Origin of the sequence: Bradyrhizobium rifense (assembly GCF_008123425.1) — a bacterium.
GTDB lineage: Bacteria > Pseudomonadota > Alphaproteobacteria > Rhizobiales > Xanthobacteraceae > Bradyrhizobium > Bradyrhizobium rifense.
Window position 1 is genome coordinate 39441 of the sequence record NZ_VSSS01000062.1, and the last position, 16367, is coordinate 55807.

At 59.9% G+C, this 16367-nt stretch carries 20 protein-coding genes; 3 read left to right on the plus strand and 17 right to left on the minus strand.

What is annotated here, in order from left to right:
• Positions 1–217: 217 nt before the first annotated feature.
• Complete coding sequence (locus tag FXB40_RS36555) at positions 218–757, minus strand: DUF1003 domain-containing protein (RefSeq protein WP_148777132.1); 540 nt, start codon at positions 755–757, stop codon at positions 218–220.
• Positions 758–960: 203 nt separating this feature from the next.
• Between FXB40_RS36555 and FXB40_RS36560 the strand changes: the two genes are divergently transcribed.
• Positions 961–1209, plus strand: coding sequence for a DUF6894 family protein (locus FXB40_RS36560; RefSeq protein ID WP_148777133.1), 249 nt, complete (start codon positions 961–963; stop codon positions 1207–1209).
• A 590-nt stretch (positions 1210–1799) separates the two neighbouring features.
• Here FXB40_RS36560 and FXB40_RS36570 read toward each other — a convergent pair.
• The 3 genes from FXB40_RS36570 to FXB40_RS36580 form a co-directional block, all read right to left on the minus strand.
• Entirely contained in the window at positions 1800–2027 is a 228-nt protein-coding gene (locus tag FXB40_RS36570; RefSeq protein ID WP_148777135.1) for a DUF6894 family protein, read from the minus strand.
• Between the two features lies 1 nt (position 2028).
• On the minus strand, positions 2029–2760 hold the full coding sequence (locus tag FXB40_RS36575) for a Crp/Fnr family transcriptional regulator (protein ID WP_148777136.1): 732 nt from the start codon (positions 2758–2760) through the stop codon (positions 2029–2031).
• A 127-nt stretch (positions 2761–2887) separates the two neighbouring features.
• Entirely contained in the window at positions 2888–3124 is a 237-nt protein-coding gene (locus FXB40_RS36580; protein WP_148777137.1) for a DUF3551 domain-containing protein, read from the minus strand.
• A 155-nt stretch (positions 3125–3279) separates the two neighbouring features.
• Here FXB40_RS36580 and FXB40_RS36585 point away from each other — a divergent pair, with 155 nt between their 5' ends.
• Entirely contained in the window at positions 3280–4137 is an 858-nt protein-coding gene (locus tag FXB40_RS36585) for an SDR family oxidoreductase (protein ID WP_148777138.1), read from the plus strand.
• A gap of 61 nt (positions 4138–4198) precedes the next feature.
• Here FXB40_RS36585 and FXB40_RS36590 read toward each other — a convergent pair whose 3' ends face one another.
• The 11 genes from FXB40_RS36590 to FXB40_RS36640 form a co-directional block, all read right to left on the minus strand.
• Complete coding sequence (locus FXB40_RS36590) at positions 4199–4588, minus strand: c-type cytochrome (RefSeq protein ID WP_246208198.1); 390 nt, start codon at positions 4586–4588, stop codon at positions 4199–4201.
• A gap of 17 nt (positions 4589–4605) precedes the next feature.
• Positions 4606–5238: a c-type cytochrome gene (locus tag FXB40_RS36595; protein ID WP_148777139.1), complete on the minus strand. Its 633-nt coding sequence runs from the start codon at positions 5236–5238 to the stop codon at positions 4606–4608.
• Positions 5239–6009 carry a substrate-binding domain-containing protein gene (locus tag FXB40_RS36600; protein ID WP_148777202.1) on the minus strand — a complete coding sequence of 257 codons (771 nt, stop codon included), beginning with the start codon at positions 6007–6009 and terminating at the stop codon, positions 5239–5241. It abuts the gene before it with no gap.
• Positions 6010–6058: 49 nt separating this feature from the next.
• Positions 6059–7888, minus strand: coding sequence for a PQQ-dependent dehydrogenase, methanol/ethanol family (locus FXB40_RS36605; protein ID WP_148777140.1), 1830 nt, complete (start codon positions 7886–7888; stop codon positions 6059–6061).
• A gap of 124 nt (positions 7889–8012) precedes the next feature.
• Positions 8013–8765 (minus strand): heme-binding protein, encoded by a 753-nt coding sequence (locus FXB40_RS36610; protein ID WP_148777203.1) that lies wholly within the window; start codon positions 8763–8765, stop codon positions 8013–8015.
• A 107-nt stretch (positions 8766–8872) separates the two neighbouring features.
• The gene (locus FXB40_RS36615; RefSeq protein ID WP_148777141.1) at positions 8873–9805 is read right to left on the minus strand and encodes a cytochrome c oxidase assembly protein; all 933 of its coding nucleotides are present in this window, start codon (positions 9803–9805) and stop codon (positions 8873–8875) included.
• On the minus strand, positions 9793–10146 hold the full coding sequence (locus tag FXB40_RS36620) for a hypothetical protein (protein ID WP_148777142.1): 354 nt from the start codon (positions 10144–10146) through the stop codon (positions 9793–9795). The genes FXB40_RS36615 and FXB40_RS36620 overlap by 13 nt, the downstream gene beginning before the upstream one ends.
• Positions 10143–10742 (minus strand): cytochrome c oxidase subunit 3, encoded by a 600-nt coding sequence (locus FXB40_RS36625; protein WP_148777143.1) that lies wholly within the window; start codon positions 10740–10742, stop codon positions 10143–10145. The genes FXB40_RS36620 and FXB40_RS36625 overlap by 4 nt, the downstream gene beginning before the upstream one ends.
• The gene (ctaD, locus tag FXB40_RS36630) at positions 10739–12652 is read right to left on the minus strand and encodes a cytochrome c oxidase subunit I (RefSeq protein WP_148777144.1); all 1914 of its coding nucleotides are present in this window, start codon (positions 12650–12652) and stop codon (positions 10739–10741) included. Before ctaD ends, FXB40_RS36625 begins: the two co-directional genes overlap by 4 nt.
• On the minus strand, positions 12649–13581 hold the full coding sequence (gene coxB, locus FXB40_RS36635; RefSeq protein ID WP_246208201.1) for a cytochrome c oxidase subunit II: 933 nt from the start codon (positions 13579–13581) through the stop codon (positions 12649–12651). The genes ctaD and coxB overlap by 4 nt, the downstream gene beginning before the upstream one ends.
• A 161-nt stretch (positions 13582–13742) precedes the next feature.
• Positions 13743–13976 (minus strand): hypothetical protein, encoded by a 234-nt coding sequence (locus tag FXB40_RS36640; RefSeq protein ID WP_148777146.1) that lies wholly within the window; start codon positions 13974–13976, stop codon positions 13743–13745.
• Positions 13977–14028: 52 nt separating this feature from the next.
• On the opposite strand from FXB40_RS36640, the gene FXB40_RS36645 reads away from it, so the two are divergent.
• Positions 14029–14352 (plus strand): low affinity iron permease family protein, encoded by a 324-nt coding sequence (locus FXB40_RS36645; RefSeq protein ID WP_148777147.1) that lies wholly within the window; start codon positions 14029–14031, stop codon positions 14350–14352.
• 56 nt (positions 14353–14408) lie between these two features.
• Here the strand turns inward: FXB40_RS36645 and FXB40_RS36650 are convergent, their stop codons facing one another.
• Both FXB40_RS36650 and FXB40_RS36655 read right to left on the minus strand, forming a co-directional pair.
• Positions 14409–14963 carry an inorganic diphosphatase gene (locus FXB40_RS36650; protein ID WP_246208204.1) on the minus strand — a complete coding sequence of 185 codons (555 nt, stop codon included), beginning with the start codon at positions 14961–14963 and terminating at the stop codon, positions 14409–14411.
• Positions 14964–15071: 108 nt separating this feature from the next.
• Entirely contained in the window at positions 15072–16346 is a 1275-nt protein-coding gene (locus FXB40_RS36655; RefSeq protein WP_148777149.1) for a DUF892 family protein, read from the minus strand.
• Positions 16347–16367: the final 21 nt, after the last annotated feature.

Consider the following 16367-nt stretch of genomic DNA (forward strand, 5'->3'; position numbering starts at 1 on the left):
AGCCGCCTTGTTGCGGACGATCCTTGATGAGGTTTGTGGAGCCGTGTCCGGCGATGAAGCCGCTACCAGAGCCCACGTGGCATCGAAGCTCTTCGAATCCGCCAACCGCGGCGAAACCTCGGTCGAAAGTCTGACAGCAGTCGCCCGAAAGGCCCTCTCGGATGCCCCGACAATGTGGCGGTAGGGTCAGGGGCATCATCGGAATTGCCGCGCCGCCTCAACGTCTGCTCGTCTCCTCGATCCTGTCCAGCACGCGCTCTGGAGCGACGCTGCGGGCCGCCTCGTCGAGATCGTCCTGCGAGCTGGATTCGATTTGAAGCCTGTATGCGATTTGATTGAGCACGTCCGCGACCTTTGTGAGTTCGTGCTCGGTCAAGAGACTGATCTGCAGATCGAGATCTGCTCTCTTGTCAGCCTCGCCCGCCATTCGGTTCTGGGAAATCAGCACGAACGTCGAAAGAAAGATCGCTTCGACGGACGCGATCATGCCAAGGACGACGAAACTAGGATCCCACGCCATCAATCCGGGAATCCACCCCAGATTGGCCACGATCCAGAATCCGAACGCCGCGAGATGCAGGTAGACGAATGTCATGCTTCCAGCAAAAGCAGTGATAGCATCTGCCAGCTTCTGTTGGACAGTTGCCCCGGCCTGCTCACGACGGCGTCGCTCAACAAGCGCCCGAATATTTCGTTCGAGAACCGGGCTCATTTTTTCTTCGGGCGGCGGCGTCTTGTAAGTCAAGTCGTCTCGCATGATGCGCCAACGAAAGCGCTGATGGGACGTTCCTGTGAAGCTGACCGAACGCTGTGGACGCGCCGGCTGGACGGAACAGGGAACCCCAGTCCTGCTTTGAACCTGGCGGAACTTCCTGGCGTCTTCCGATATTTGCATCGAACATAGGAACGGATGTCCGGTCACTGCTTATGCTCACAAAAGAGCGAGGGAGATGCCCGGTGATGCCGCGTTTCTATTTCGATCTCCGCGACGGCGACAAGCTCGCCGTAGATGAAGAAGGGCTGGAATTGCCGGACATTGGAGCTGTTCAAGCGGAGGCAGCGATATCCCTGGCTGACATGGCTCGGGACGCAGTGCATAGCACTCCTCTGGTTCGTAACGGACACCGCATGGCGATCGAGGTTCGCGATGATGCCGGGCCGGTGATGCAAGTCAGGTTTTCTTTCGAGGTAGAGACACGGAAACATTAGTCCGCTGCTTGATCGACCAGCCGCACTCCAGCTGCAGTCGCTAAGACCGAGACGCGAAATCTGTCGCGACCCGATCGAGGAGGAGCGACGACTCCTCGATGGTCTCGAGGCGTCGCTCTTGACGAGCGCGCCACTTAGGCTGATCCCGGATTCGCCACCGGCGTGGGAGGCCGCCGCTAGGGCAATCACGCCATTGACCAGTCAGAGCCGGCTTTGGCTGCGACGCATTAACCTATGTAGGTGACCTCAAAGATGCCGGGGATGTAGCCTTGCGGTGGAATATGCGTGAGGACAGCAATGCAACGACGACGCTTCAAGCAAACGACCTCGCTTCAAGAGCGAATCGCGGAATTTTCCGAGAAGGTCCGCAAACAAGCAGATGCGGCGCCTGATGGAAGAGAGAAGGAAGAGCTCCTCAAGAGACTCCGTTGCGCCGATACCGCGGCGAACCTTGAACGGCAGTTGACCATCGAACCCTCATAGCCTCCTTGCGTCTCCGCCACACACGCAAAGTAAGCCAGCTTGCATCGCAAGCCTGGCGCCTATGCCGACTGTGCAGCGGGCATGCTGGTTCTGAGCCAAGCGGGGCTTCAACCAAACTCTTTCCGGCCAAGCGTTACAGTCATTTCAAACAATGGCCCGTCCTCACTTCTTACGGTCACAGTCACCTGCGATCCCCTTGACGTGAACACGTCCCTGGCTATGGACGTTACCGTGACAATAGCTTCCTTCCTTGCGGCTTCGACGCTGGCATACTCGGCTCCCTCGCCATCGGACACGGCAAGGAAGTCATCCCGAATGTCGAAATAGTAACGCATGTCAGAGCGAGGGATCCAAGTGAAGGTAGAGCCCGTCAAAGTCGGCTATCTCCCTCAATCTGGCTTCGTCCAGCAGGGTAATGCGGCCTCTGTCGAAATCGAGCAAACCTTTGCTGCGTAGTTCCTGCACCACTCGGTTCATATGGACCACGCTCGTTCCTACGGCGTCAGCAAGCAGCGCTTGAGTTGCTGGAAAGCTGTAGGACCGACCATCCGCGCGTCCAATTGCCGTCAGCCTGGTGTAGAGCTCGAGTACGAGGTGTGCCACGCGGCTCGTTGCATCCCGCTGGCCGACATTGCAGATCCATTCGCGGAATACCGAGGCATCGGTCAGGGTGTCGCGCCAAAGCGCCTGGGCGACATTCGGCCGGCGCTTGATGAGCTCGCGTAACGGCGCATGAGGAATAAAGCCCAGGACGGAGTTGCCCAGCGCGCTTACATCGTGATCCATGACGTGAAGAAAAAGGCTCTGCAGATCGGGGACGTCGCCTGGCTGGTGAAATGCGAGGATTTGGCGGTGCCCGGTGCCAACGATCTTGGACCGCAGAACAAATCCATCGACGACCAGACAACACGCCGATGGCCGATCCCCCAAGGATACGATCGGTTCGCCGCCCGCCATCCGTTTGACGGACATGGGGAGATTGCGGATCGCACGCTCGTCCTCTTCGTCGATCTCGGTGCTGACCCGCAATCTCTTCAAGAAGGGCTCTGTAATGTCCGCCTTGGTCATCTTCCGCTCCCGAACGCAGAACCCGATTTCGGGAAAAAAGTTCCCACACTCTGGGCCGAGATGGTTGTTCAACAGCTACGCCATACGTCCTTAATCTCAGCGGCGCGAGATGCTGCCCATCGGCTCCCTACCGATAGGGGCGTCCACCGCGTGCGTATGCGTAACGAGGATTGATGCCGCAATAGGCGTTTGTACCGGACGCGCTGGCCATGCACTGCCGGTAGCTCGCAAACTGGCAATTACCTGGATATCCCCAGATGCGGCCTTGCAGGCAGTAGCGGTCCTGCGCCGCGGCGGGCAGTGCAGAGCCAATGGTCAGTAGTACGGCGGCAATGGAAGCAATGGCAAGTGTTCTAGTGTGCATAATCAATCCTCCAGATCATCTGAATGAACGTCACGCTCCTGGTGGTGTTCCTAAGTCCGCACAGGGCGCGGCCGGCACTCCCGGAGATTCGCCGTCAGAGTGCAGGAACACCTTGCGGGCGGTGCAAGTTGGGCACCGAATAGTCGGAGCCTGACATGACCAATTATCCCACGCCACCATACCCGTCGCAAAAGCAACCGATGCCTGGTTCAACCAAAGCGATGAACCCTCGGCCTGACCATGGCGAGGAGACCTACCGGGGCGCCGGCCGTCTCGCCGGCAAGAAGGCAATCATCACGGGCGGGGACAGTGGCATCGGGCGGGCGGTTGCGATCGCCTACGCGCGCGAGGGAGCGGATGTCGTCATCGCCTACCTGGATGAGCATGAGGATGCCGCTGAGGTAGGGGATCTGATCGAACGGGAAGGCCGCAAGGTCGTTCTGATCCCGGGCGACATTCGCAGCGCCGAACATTGCCGCAGCATCGTTCGCCGGACTGTAGAGCAACTTGGCGGGCTCGATATCCTGGTCAACAATGCAGCGCACCAGGCGACGTTCAAAGACATCGGCGACATCAGCGACGAAGAATGGCAGCGAACATTCGAGACAAACATCCACGCGATGTTCTATTTGACCAAGGCTGCTGTGGCTTGCATGAAACCGGGAAGTGCAATCATCAACACGGCTTCGGTCAATTCCGACATGCCGAACCCAACCCTGCTTGCCTACGCGACGACAAAGGGCGCGATCCAGAACTTCACTGGTGGACTTGCCCAAATGTTGGCGGAGAAGGGCATTCGTGCCAATGCGGTTGCTCCGGGTCCGATCTGGACTCCTCTTATTCCATCCACGATGCCGGAGGAGGCAGTCGAGAAGTTCGGTCAACAAGTACCCATGAAACGCGCCGGGCAGCCGGCGGAGCTCGCAACGGCCTACGTCATGCTGGCCGATCCTCTTTCGAGCTACACCTCCGGCACGACGATTGCCGTCACAGGCGGGAAGCCCTTTATCTAAGCTTACACGTCCTATCGCCGAGCTTCGTCAACGCGGCCGCGTCCTTACTTGCTCGAGCGGGCTATTTCAGCGTGTATAGGTAGGCGGTAATATCTCGTGCATCATTCTGCGGAATGCCCATGCTCGGCATGGCGTTGCCTGGCAGGACCTTCTGCGGATCCCGAATCCAGAACGCCATATTCTCGGGGGAATTGCGCACGAATCCCGCAATATAGGTGCGCGTGCCGATACGATGCAGCGGTGGGCCGACGTTCCCATCAGCGCCCGCTATACCGGGAATGTCATGACAACCGCCGCAACCGTATTGGCCGATCAGCTCGGCACCGTGGCGAGCGTCTCCAGCGAAGTTGACGGGGCCGGCAGCTTCGCCCGGACCGCAGGCGGTGAGCACGGAGCCGAGCAGCAGGATCATCAGAAGACGCGTATCCGGGGCCGCAAAGAAGCAGGTCATCGGGCGCTCCGTCTCACTCATGGTTTCTGGCCGAAGCTGAACCCTTTCGTGCTCGACCAGGGATCGCTGGTCGAAACCTGCTCCGACGGCACCTGCTCGACATTTGGCGACAGTGGGCCCGCGGAGAATGTTCGGCCCCATTGATGGCTTGGCTCGTTGCTGATCTTGCCGATATAGGTCACGAGGTCCCAAATCACGGAGTCTGGCAGCACGCCGCCCCACGCCGGCATGCCGTTCGGCCGGCCCTGGTAAATGGAGAGATAGATGTTCTCAGGCTGTGAGCCGTAGATGAATAGACTATTGCTGAGTGCAGGCCCCATGCCGCCGCCGCCATTCGGCGCGTGACATCCGACGCAGTTGAGATTGACGTAATACGTCATGCCCCGTTCGAGTGCCTGCGGGTCTCCCTGTACGGGATTCTTGATGGTCGGGCTGCTGGGCTGTGCGCCCGGGAAGAGGTGGGTGACCGGCACTTGCATGAAAACGCCGGGTCTGCCGCTGCCGACACTCTCGCCAAAATCGGGCCTGGGCGCGAGCGTCCGCCTCTCGGCTTCCTGCGATTGTGGCAGGCTCTGCTGGCCGATTAATGGTCCGCCGCTGGCGCTGACCATGAGCAGAGCAATAGCAATCCTGAAGGGAGGCAGGGGCATCTAGTGTCCTCCGGAGGCGGTTTCCGGTGTCTCCACCAAGGGGACGCCGTAGTCGCGCAGCAGGGTTGCGATTTCGGCCCGATGCCCGACGATGAAGGCGTTGAGCTGATCGCGCAGAGCGTGATCGCCCTTGCGCACGCCCATCGAGATGGAAAACTGGAATTGCTGGGGCGCGAACCGGTCGCCGTCCTGGATCGGAGTGACGGTCAAAGGAACTGGCGAGAGCTTGGCGAAGTAGCCGGCGAGGGGGCCCCACGCGGCGGCAACGTCGATCTCGCGATTTTCGACCGCCTCGAGCAAGCGCGCCGGCGGATCTGCCTGGCGATAGTCGCCGTAGATCGAGTAGCCACGCACATTGTCGACAATACCTTGGTCGCCGAGTGCCTGGGCCGGTGGCGCATTGTTGCCGTCGTCGCCGATCAGGTGCACGCCGATCGTTAACTTGCGCAATTTTGGATCGAGCAGGGAAGCGACATCAAGATGCTGGTCCTGGCGCGACAGGAAGACGTAGGTCGACCGATAATAGGGGATCGTCGCCTCGACCAGATCGTAGGTCGAGGGCACGCCCATCACCACGTCGCATTTTCCGGCTTTCAAGGTGTTTCGGATAAAGCCTCGGCGCTGCGCCCACCAGGTGTAGGAGGCCTGCTTGCCCAGATGGTCCGCGATCATGGCCGCAAGCCGGTTCTCAAATCCGAGCTCGGCGCTGTTGGAAAAGGGCATGTTGTTTGGGTCGGCGCACACCCGAAGCTCGGTAGCAGACGCAGCCATGATATGGCTGGTCAAGACGACCGTGGTCGCGAGGGCTGCCGTCGCCGCCTTACTGCGCGGGCGCATGATCGTTGTCCTGCGCTGCATTTCCCAACTTGAAGACGAGCAACTCGCTGCCACCTGCGGTGTAGAACGGCAAGTCCTGGGTAGCGCCCGTGAAGCCAAGCGCGGCGTTGCGGACGCGAGGATCGACCTCGGCATTCGCCACCACCCCTGGCCAACCACCGACGCCTGAAAGAATGGCGATGTATTGCTGGCCGTCCGAGCCGCGATACGAAACCGGCTGACCGATAAATCCGGAGCCTGCCCTGAACTGCCAGAGCACATGTCCATCCTTGGCATCGACGGCTTTGAACAAACGATCCATCGTGCCGTAGAAGGCGACATCCCCGGCCGTAACCAATGCACCGCTCCAGATCGGAAGCTTCTCGTGAATTTCCCACACCTTTTTTCGAGCGACCGGGTCCCACGCCATGAACTCGCCACGGTAGCCGCCCGGACCCGCGAACATGTCGACTTCAGCACCGACATACGGGGTGCCGGCGATATAGCCGACCTGAGACGCCTTGAAATTCATGCACAGATGTTGATGCGGGACATAGAGCAGCCTTGTCCGGGGAGACCAGGCGCTCGGCTGCCAATCCTTGGCGCCAGGCGCGCTAGGACAGATATTTTCGATGGTCTTGCCGAGCAGAGGCGTCTTCTCGTCATTGGGAATGATCTTCCCTGTCTTGAGATCGACGCCTTTGTAAGCGTTGATGAAGTCGTAAGCGTCCGCCGAAATCACTTCGCCGGTCGTGCGATCCATCACATACATGTAACCGTTACGCCCGGGATGGATGAGGACCTTGCGCGGCTGTCCGTTGATGTCGAGATCGACAAGAACGTTTTCGTTGATTTCGTCATGATCGAACAGGTCGTGCGGGTTCACCTGATAGGCCCATTTGGCTTGGCCGTTGTCAGGGCTTCTCGCGAAGATCGTGGTGCTCCAGAGATTGTCGCCGCTGCGCTGGTTGGCGTTCCACGGACTGGGATTCGCGGTGCCGTAGTAGATCAGGTTTAACTCCGGGTCGTAAGAAATCCAGCCCCACATTGTGCCGCCGCCAACCTGCCAGCGATCGGCCGGCCAGCTCTTGATGCCGAGGTCTTTGCCCTTGAGGTTGTCGTAGAAAGGCTTGAAATCGTCGCCGATCAGGACATCCTTGTCCGGCCCTGTTGCGTAGGCGCGCCAGACGATGGCGCCGGTGTTTTCGTCCAGCGCGGTCACCCAGCCGCGAACCCCCATCTCACCGCCGCTGTTGCCGACCAGGATCTTTCCGTTGACGATCACCGGCGCCATGGTGATCGTTTCGCCCTTGTTGATCTCTCCAAGCTTCGTGTGCCAGAGTTCCTTGCCGCTGCCGGCATCGATCGCAACCGTGTGGTTGTCGAGCGTGTTGAGAAAGACTTTCCCATTGTCGAAGGCAAGTCCACGATTGACCACGTCGCAGCAGGCAACTCCGGCCGCGGAAGGCTCTGGCTTTGGCGCATAAGACCATTTCAGCTCGCCTGTCGTCGCGTCGAGCGCGAACACGCGGTTAGGGTATGGGCCCGCATATGGTCCGACCACATACATCGTGCCATCAATGACGATGGGGGCCGCTTCCTGTCCTCGATCGGCTCCAACCGAGAATGTCCAGGCGAGCTGCAGGCGGGAAGCATTGCCCGCATTGATCTGATCGAGTTGGCTGTAGCGGGTATTGGCATAATCCCGCGCAGCCATCGGCCATTGTGCGGGATCCTTCATGCGGCTGATCAGATCGGTTTGGGCCGAGGCGGCGGGCAGCAACGTTCCATTGACCAGGACGACGCCCAACGCTCCGACCAACGATCGCCTCATGCCCCGGCCTAGCATATGCAAACGTCTCCACAGCAACGCATGGTCCGCGCCCCGCCGCGGGCCAACTGCAAACGTACAAAGGTTGCCTCAGCTGTTGGTTCCTAACGCCGCAGAACCGAAGTGCTTATCTCACGACGTTCCCTGAGACCCCCGCGCCGAGATCGATTGCGATTTGGTCTTCCCTACCGTTGCATTTGGGGTGCCCAAAACCCGATGGGCTTTTGCCGTCTGGGCCGATATCGTAAATGATGGCGTCCTTCATGTTGGGGCTGACGCCCGCCGGAATGTGATCAAGCCCGAGATAGTGGCGCGTGCGCCAAGCGACATTGTGATCCGCACATGAGCTGTCGCCGCTGACCCCGATCGCACCGGCGATACCGTGATCGTCATAGAGCGCGAGCCCGCCGCCGAACACGATCACACCGCCCACGGGCTTGCCGACCATCGGATCATGCGCGGTGCCGAAGTCATCGGGCCGACCGGCATAGATAACCTCCGGTGAAGGCGGATTGCTGAGTGCCGCGCCGAACAGAAATCCGCCGGGTTGGGCACCCGCATATAGGTTTGCGCTCGCCATGGCCTTGTTCTTGAGGCTGAACGCGTTGGCTGTATTGGCCTTCTCTGCTGCAATGGCTCGGCTGCCGAGCCATTGATCGTCCACCTTATCGCCGCTGTAGGCGACGGCGCAGACGATTCCTTGGCGGTTGACGACGGCCGCCCACTCATTGTTGTCAAATCCCCCGTTGCTTGGACCACCCGACGCTTTGACGCTCTTCTTGAGGATGTCGGTCAACTGGTTATGGTCGACCGGACAGGAGATTGGGGGGCTCGGCTGATCCTGCGCTTGCGTTGCGGTTGGACTGAGACCGGAGATCATCAAAATCGCAAATCCCACCAATGCGCGTTGGTTGCTCATGCATCCTCCAATAACCGGTGCTGACCGTTGACCACTGCGCGACGAACGCCGAGCGAAAGCGGCGGTTCCTAGCCGATCCCGGGCATTCGGCAGGAAGCATGAGAGGAGGGCGTTTTGTTCATGCTGAGCCAGCGATGGGCGAAGACCAGCGCCACGCCGGTGTAGAGGGCTCCCATTGGCACCCACATCAGGATGCCTGCGAGCTGCTGGTCTTCCAGCTTTGAAAGACCGAAGTCCGCCGCGAGAACGCCCTGGCCGGGAATCCAGACCCGTGTCGACAAGGTCAGAAGAGCCCCGAGCACGCCGGAATGCAAGACCGTTACAAAGAGACATGCGATCCCGATCCCGTCGCGCAGCCGCGCGCTGCGTCCCGGACCGCGGCCGTGGAAAAGCACCCACCAGAATAGAAGTGCTGTCGCAAAAAAGCTGACATGCTGGAGCCGATGGACCGCGACATTCTCCAGGGCCCATGCGTAGAGAGGCGGAGCGTGCCAGATCCAGAGGGCAAGTCCGTGTAATGCCGTTGCACTGATAGGGTGGCTAAGGAAGCTCCACGCGAACGCCAAGGGCCCTGTGCTGAGGACGCGACCGACCGGGGGGCGCAGCTTTGAGGGCAGACTCCACAGCATCGGACCGTTGATCCTGGCCCAAGCCATGAGCGGAGCAGCGACCAGCATCAGCAATTCGTGCTCGACCATATGCGCGGTGAACAGGCGCTCGCCGATCCAGTGAAGAGGTGACGTAACCGCGAGCGCAACCACCAACCATCCGGTCCAGAACGCGGCAACCCGACTGTAGCTCACCCCACGCCCGCCGCCGGCGCTATGCCAGAGCCGCTGCGTTCCGATGTAAAAGGCGATGCCGACAGCATAAAGCGGAGTGAGGAGCCAAGGGTCGTAGCTCCACAGCGACGATGGGTCGATGACGTCGGATAGTCCGTGCGCGCCGGCGGACGATGGCAGGGACGCGACCAGCAGCAGAACCGCAATCAGCGCAGGCATGAGTTGACCATGGAAGCGGCGATGAGCTGATTTGCGATCACGAGCGCGAACAGCATGCCGCTGCCGACGCCCAGCCAGGCCATGAACGTCCTGGGGCCGCCGCCCCGGGCGTCGGCCCATTCTGATCCGGCACCGCGATAGACCGCCCGTGCTGAGAGCAGAGAGCCCGCCAGAGCGACGAGGATCAAAATAGTGCCTATGACCAAACTGCTGGAAGCCGTGTTGTGGCAGGCGAAATGTGTAATGACGTAAACGCCCTGCAAATTTGTAGCCCAGGCGGCGGGCCCAAGAGCAACGCCGGCCCAATAGAGCAGCTTCGAGTTTTGCTCAGGAGTACTCATAGCCTGGGGACCCAATCGAGCAGGATGTACAGAGGCAGCCATGCAAGCACGACGAAATTCCAGTAGAAGACATTGTCCGTGACGTCACTGAAGCGACGCGGCTTGGCATGCGAAGTGAACATCAGGACCGTCAGAACGATCGTGTCGCCGAGATCCGTCGCCAGATGCGTCGTATGCAGGCTGAGAATGAGCCAGACGACGGAGCCATAGGCCGAATTATCCCACCTGGTGTTGAGGTGAGCGAATTCGAATCCCCGCAAGACCAGCAGCACTATTCCGATCAGCGACATGATGATCAGGCAGACACGGACCTTCCGCAGATTGTGGCGACGCGCCACCCGATTGGTGTACTGGTTCGGGATGATGCTGAGGAGATACAGCGTAGTCTCGACGCTGCCCGGCCAAAGGTCGGGCGGCGACGCTCCAATCGGCCAGGTCGGGTTCACCGCATACAGATAAAGGTATGCACCGACGGCGATGGCAAAGCCCATGCCTTCGAGCGCCATGAAACTCATGGCGCCCCACCAGGGTCCGCTCCGGGGGCCGAAACCGTAGGTCGGCAACTCTCCGACGTTCTGAACGATTTGCTGCTTCACTCCTCGTCCTCCCTGCTGCCGGTCGGCCAGAACCAGCCGATCAGGGCGACAGCCATGGGGGGCGTACCCCAGAGCACGGCCCAAGGCGTGAAGATCGAGCCGATGAAAAACACCGTCGTGGCGAGCGCGGTGAGCAGCGGCCAGATGCTTGGCTCCGGCGAAGCTTCGCGGACCTGGGGATCGGCTTCCGCAAGCGATGTCAGTAGCACCTCGCGGCGCTCCGCACTCAAGCCGGCCACGACGCGTATGCTTTCGGTGTCCGACCACAGCGGGTCGCGATGATCGACTGCCGGAATGCGATCGAAATTGTAGGACGGCGGAGGGGAGGTCGTCGCCCACTCCAGCGTGGAGGCGTCCCAGGGGTTGTCGCCGGCCAGTGCGCCTCTGCGAGCGCTGACGACCACATTTGCAATCAGCAAGATGAAGCTGACGGCGAAAAGCGCCGCGCCGCAACTCGACAGGAGATTCAACCGGTCCCAACCCATATCGGGTATGTAAGTGTAGACCCTGCGGGGCATGCCCATGAGTCCGAGAAAATGCATCGGGAAGAACGCGACATTGAAGCCTACGAACGCAAGCCAGAAATTCCACCGCCCCAGTCTCTCGCTCAACATGCGGCCACTGATCTTCGGGAACCAGTAGTAGACGGCCCCGATCAGCGGAAACACCGCTCCGCCGATCAGCACGTAATGGAAGTGGGCGACCACAAAGTAAGTGTCGTGCACCTGGGTATCGATCGGGACCGAAGCCACCATCACGCCGGAAAGCCCGCCGATCACGAAGACCACGATGAAGCCGAGCACGAACAACAGGGGGGTACGGTAGACCGGTCGTCCATCCCATAACGTTGCAAGCCAGCAGAAGATCTGGAGCCCGCTCGGGACCGCAATGAGCATGCTGTTGGCGGTGAACAGCGCCGCGCCAAGCTGCGGCAGTCCCGTCACGAACATATGGTGCACCCACAGCCCGAACGACAGAAAGCCGGTCGCAATCAGGGAAAGCACGATCACGGGATATCCAATCACTGGCCTGCGGGCAAACGTGGCGAGAATCATGGATGCCATGCCGGTCGCAGGCAGGAAGATGATGTAGACCTCGGGATGTCCGAAGAACCAGAACAAATGCTGCCACAGCAGCACGTGCCCGCCGGCCGCCGGGTCGAAGAAATGCGTGTTGACGAGCCGGTCGAGGATCAGCGAGGTCGATGCGATCATGATGGAAGGCATCGCGAACATCACCAGGAAAGAGGTCACCAGCATCGACCAGACGAAGATGGGGATGCGGTCGAGCGTCATGCCAGGTGCGCGCAGCTTGAAGACGGTGACGACGATCTCCACGGCGACTGCAAGCGCGGCGACTTCGGTAAACGTGATCATCTGCGCCCAGACGTCGGCGCGTTTACTGGGCGTGAACTGGAGGTTCGAAAGAGGGACGTAGGCGAACCAGCCGACATCAGGGCCGACGTTGAAGATGAAGGAAATCCACAGAAAGCATCCGCCAAACAAGAACATCCAATAGCTGAACGCATTGAGGCGCGGAAACGCAATATTCCGAGTCCCGACCATCAGCGGCACGAGATAGACGGCAAAGGCCTCCATGACGGGCACGGCGAACAGGAACATCATGGTCGAGCCGTGCATCGTGAAGACCTGGTTGTAAAGGTCCGCCGACAGGACGTGTTTCTCGGCGCCCGCCAGCTGAACGCGCATGAGGAGCGCGAGAGCGCCACCGAGAAACAGGAATACAAAAGCCGTAAGGATGTAGCGCCGGCCAATGACCTTGTGATCAACCGAGGTAAGGGCGCCGATCAAGCCTGACGGGGTTCGCCAGATCCTGTCGAGCCGGGTCGAGAGTTGCAATCCGTCCAGAACATCATCGCGCAATTCTTTGTGCTGGGTGACCAGGGTCACTTGAGCTGCTCCAAATAATGATGGATCGCGATGAGTTCATCTGACTGCAACGGCATCTGCGGCATAAGATTGCCGGGTTTGATGTGCTGTGGATCGGCAAGCCATGCGCCCAGGGTTGCCGAGTTGAGGGGTAACGTACCTGCCGCAATTGTCGTTCGGCTGCCGATATGCGTCAGGTCTGGCCCGAGCTGGCCGCCAGCAAGCGTGCCGCGAACGGTGTGGCAGAGCGCGCAGCCGCGCGCGCGAAATAAATCTTCGCCCTGTTTTGCCAGCGGATCGACGGGGCTGCCTGCACTCTGGTTTTCGTGCTCGCGCCAACGCCTGAATTCATCTTGCGGCAGCGCGATCACCGAGAATGCCATGTGCGCGTGCTGCAACCCACAGAACTCGGCGCATTGGCCGCGATAGATGCCCGCCGTCTTCGCCGTGAACTGGATCTCGTTCTGCTGTCCCGTGATCAGGTCCATTTTTCCCGTGAGACTAGGGACCCAAAAACTATGGATCACGTCGGCCGATTCCAGTTGCACTCTCACAGGTTGCTCGATCGGGATCCGAATCTCGTTTGCCGTGACGAAACTCAAATGCGGGCTGTCCGCCTCATAAAGAACTTCCCACCACCATTGATGCCCAGTGATCTTCAGGGTGAGCGCGTTGGGGTCCTTCGCGAACACACTGCGCTGTCCGGCGTAGCTGACCACGGATAGCGCAAGCACGATGATGATCGTTGCTATCCCGAGCCCAAGGACAACCTGCCCGGCACGGTTCTCAAACGGCGGATCGAGCGCGAGTGCATGTTGAGAAGGTGAGGGCCGGCGCAGCAGGCCTGCGGCGAGAACGACCACGACCGCAATCCACACGATTGCTGCGACGACCAGGAACACGACAAATGTGCGGAGAATGTCTGCGGATTGCAGCGCGTGAGGGTCCAACGTAGATTGCCGCCCGGCGCAAGCACCGAGTGGCCAAGCCGCAAATAGCACAAGACCCGCTCTCATCCGTGAAGGCATTGGTGGTTAGAGACGCTCCGCCTCCTCGGAACCGGCGATAGGTACAAAGGTTCCTATTTGGGACGACGTGGCCGCAACCGGCCCTAAAGCGGCGGCCACCCTTTGACCGCGATAGTGATAGCTGCATCCCCGACCGCCATCAGCAGGAGCACGAGGGCGATAGCGACGATCGCCCCTGGCTGAGCGAGAGCACGTAGATTTTCGAACATGATGCCGCTATGTCCATGGACCTGCTCCGAAGAATGATTGCGGAAACGAGTGGTTCCAAGTGTTGAAGCAGTGGCGGTCGGCAGACTCATCTGGTCCAGACGCGCCATCACAAGCCGCCTGTCGCTGAGGAACCTTCAAATTCACGTCTGGTTGGGCGTCATGGCTTTCAAGGAAATCAGCAATGGGTTGACCCAGCTCGGCGTGCTGACGGCCAGGCCGGCAGCGTTCATCCTTTACCTCGTTTACTGCCTGCTGTGGCTATGCTTTGGCAACGGCCTGGAGTGGCATTCGCTGGCCACACTCGCGACGTGGGGAATGACACTGGTTATTCAGCGCGCGGAGCACCGGGACACGCAGGCCATTCACGCCAAGCTCGATGAGTTGCTCAAGGTTCACGGAGACGCAAAGAACGATCTCATGGATGTTGATGAGAAGGACGCCGAAGAGGTAGAGCAGGAGCGATTGCGCGTGCGCGCTTCCTAAGCGGGACAACCGAGCATGTCCAAGCGACCGAGGCAGAGGGGCCGTTCCCCGGGGGATTAGCGGGACAGCCGGCGAATTGTTTTGATCGCACGGTTGGGACCATGCCATCCCAGAAAACTGAGCTCTTTATTCTCCAACGCATTGGTTGCGCGAAAGAACTGCTCGAGCTCTTCGCGGCCATGCGATGGCAGATCCCGAATATCCCTAAGATCGGCTTCGAGGGGCGAACGGTCGGGGACTGCGAATACGCGGTCATTCCTTTCCACCCGGCCTTGGCTCTTCTGCTGGACCTCCAGTATCCCGATCGGCCTGCATTTCAAGACCACGCCGGGATAGGTCTTGGCATCGTGAATGATGAGTACATCGAGCGGATCGCCATCTTCCGCTTTGGTGGATGGAATGAAGCCCCAATCATAGGGGTAGGTGAGCCCCGCCATGAGCGGCTTCGCCAATGTAAAGGCACCGAGCTTGGGATCGAAGTCAAGCTTGCACGAACTTCCACGCGGCGTCTCGACGACCGCATGGAGATTGTTCTTGTCAGCCCAGCTGGGCAAGCTCAAGAGATCCGTCATTGAATGGACCCCGCCAGGGGCTGAGATCGGCGCGGACATTGCGCCGATCTCATCATTATCTTTCAGTTAGAATCGGAACGGGGCTCTAGCTTCTTGTTTTGACGCGTTTTCTTTACGCAACCGGTATCCACTTCGCTCGAAAACGCTCTAGGATTCGGCCTGCTCCAAAGTCGCGGGCATTTTGGCCACGGACATGAGCGATCGCGCAACCTGATTGAGTAACACATCAGCATTCTCTTCCTCGGCGAGCGATTTGGACAGCAGTGCCACGACCGCACTGTGCCGGAGTTGCTGCGCGAGATTCCGGGCGGTGGTGTAGCCGGCCATTTCATAGTGCTCGACCCGCTGAGCGGCAGCGATCAGCGCGAGGTCGGCCGCCGCGTCTTCCTTGTCCTCGCTCTCCTCCATGACCTCCTTGCCTTCCTCGATAAGGCCCATCATGCCTTTGCAAGGCTTGGCGCGGGCATTCTCGCCGAGTAGCTCGAAGCACTGATTGATACGGTCGATCTGCTCTTCCGTTTCGCCCAGATGCTGCTCTAAAAGTTCCCGCAACTGATCGAACCGGGCAGTTTGCGCCATTTTTGGCAGAGCTTTGGTGAGCTGCTTCTCTGCATGCAGGATGTCCCTCAGTTCGTGCAAGAGGAGCTCGGTCAGGCCGGCCTCGTCAGCCGGGGGTGAGCTTTCGGTGACGATGGGCGTCGCGGTGCCGGGCTCGGCAGTCTGCAGGGCCGGCGAGTCGGTAAATACCCATTCGCCACCCTCATTCCATGGACCGCGCGTGTCGATCTCGCCGTGGTCGCCCGCCCCGGTGGAGTCATTGAAGAACTGATTGACCAGACCCGGAGTCGGTGCAATCCGCCCAATACTGAACGCCGGCTTTGATAGACTCTCGAGCGCGGCGGCAAATGCCTTCATATGCGTGATCTCGCGCGTCATCAGAAACTGCAATGCATCCTTGGAACCGGCGTCGTCGCAGAAATTAATCAGCCGCTCGTAGACAATCTTCGCACGGGCTTCGGCCGCGATATTGCTTCGGAGATCGACGTCAAGTTCGCCGGTGATCTTGAGATAGTCGGCAGTCCAGGGATTTCCTTGGGAGTTGAACAAGTTCACCCCTCCGCCGCCGGCAATTGCGATGAGCGGATCCGTCTCCGCGGCTTGGCGGTCGAATTTCGACGGCGCCAGATGCATTCGCGCGAGACAGCCGACGACTTCCAAATGGCTCAATTCTTCCGTGCCGATGTCCATCAGCAGGTCCTTGCGATCGGGGTCTTCGCAATTGAGGCCCTGAATGGAATACTGCATTGCGGCCGCGAGTTCGCCGTTGGCGCCGCCGAATTGCTCTAGCAGCATATTGCCAAAGCGTGGATCGGGTTCATCGACACGGACGGTGAACATGAGCTTCTTGACGTGGTGATACATGGGAATCCCGGGGCAGGAGGA

What these genes read in the sequence shown, in the direction of transcription:
- FXB40_RS36555 (WP_148777132.1), bottom strand. Translation starts at nt 757, where the DNA reads ATGCGAGACGACTTGACTTACAAGACGCCGCCGCCCGAAGAAAAAATG.
- FXB40_RS36560 (WP_148777133.1), top strand. Translation starts at nt 961, where the DNA reads ATGCCGCGTTTCTATTTCGATCTCCGCGACGGCGACAAGCTCGCCGTA.
- FXB40_RS36570 (WP_148777135.1), bottom strand. Translation starts at nt 2,027, where the DNA reads ATGCGTTACTATTTCGACATTCGGGATGACTTCCTTGCCGTGTCCGAT.
- FXB40_RS36575 (WP_148777136.1), bottom strand. Translation starts at nt 2,760, where the DNA reads ATGACCAAGGCGGACATTACAGAGCCCTTCTTGAAGAGATTGCGGGTC.
- FXB40_RS36580 (WP_148777137.1), bottom strand. Translation starts at nt 3,124, where the DNA reads ATGCACACTAGAACACTTGCCATTGCTTCCATTGCCGCCGTACTACTG.
- FXB40_RS36585 (WP_148777138.1), top strand. Translation starts at nt 3,280, where the DNA reads ATGACCAATTATCCCACGCCACCATACCCGTCGCAAAAGCAACCGATG.
- FXB40_RS36590 (WP_246208198.1), bottom strand. Translation starts at nt 4,588, where the DNA reads ATGACCTGCTTCTTTGCGGCCCCGGATACGCGTCTTCTGATGATCCTG.
- FXB40_RS36595 (WP_148777139.1), bottom strand. Translation starts at nt 5,238, where the DNA reads ATGCCCCTGCCTCCCTTCAGGATTGCTATTGCTCTGCTCATGGTCAGC.
- FXB40_RS36600 (WP_148777202.1), bottom strand. Translation starts at nt 6,009, where the DNA reads ATGGCTGCGTCTGCTACCGAGCTTCGGGTGTGCGCCGACCCAAACAAC.
- FXB40_RS36605 (WP_148777140.1), bottom strand. Translation starts at nt 7,888, where the DNA reads ATGAGGCGATCGTTGGTCGGAGCGTTGGGCGTCGTCCTGGTCAATGGA.
- FXB40_RS36610 (WP_148777203.1), bottom strand. Translation starts at nt 8,765, where the DNA reads ATGATCTCCGGTCTCAGTCCAACCGCAACGCAAGCGCAGGATCAGCCG.
- FXB40_RS36615 (WP_148777141.1), bottom strand. Translation starts at nt 9,805, where the DNA reads ATGCCTGCGCTGATTGCGGTTCTGCTGCTGGTCGCGTCCCTGCCATCG.
- FXB40_RS36620 (WP_148777142.1), bottom strand. Translation starts at nt 10,146, where the DNA reads ATGAGTACTCCTGAGCAAAACTCGAAGCTGCTCTATTGGGCCGGCGTT.
- FXB40_RS36640 (WP_148777146.1), bottom strand. Translation starts at nt 13,976, where the DNA reads ATGGCGCGTCTGGACCAGATGAGTCTGCCGACCGCCACTGCTTCAACA.
- FXB40_RS36645 (WP_148777147.1), top strand. Translation starts at nt 14,029, where the DNA reads ATGGCTTTCAAGGAAATCAGCAATGGGTTGACCCAGCTCGGCGTGCTG.
- FXB40_RS36650 (WP_246208204.1), bottom strand. Translation starts at nt 14,963, where the DNA reads ATGTCCGCGCCGATCTCAGCCCCTGGCGGGGTCCATTCAATGACGGAT.
- FXB40_RS36655 (WP_148777149.1), bottom strand. Translation starts at nt 16,346, where the DNA reads ATGTATCACCACGTCAAGAAGCTCATGTTCACCGTCCGTGTCGATGAA.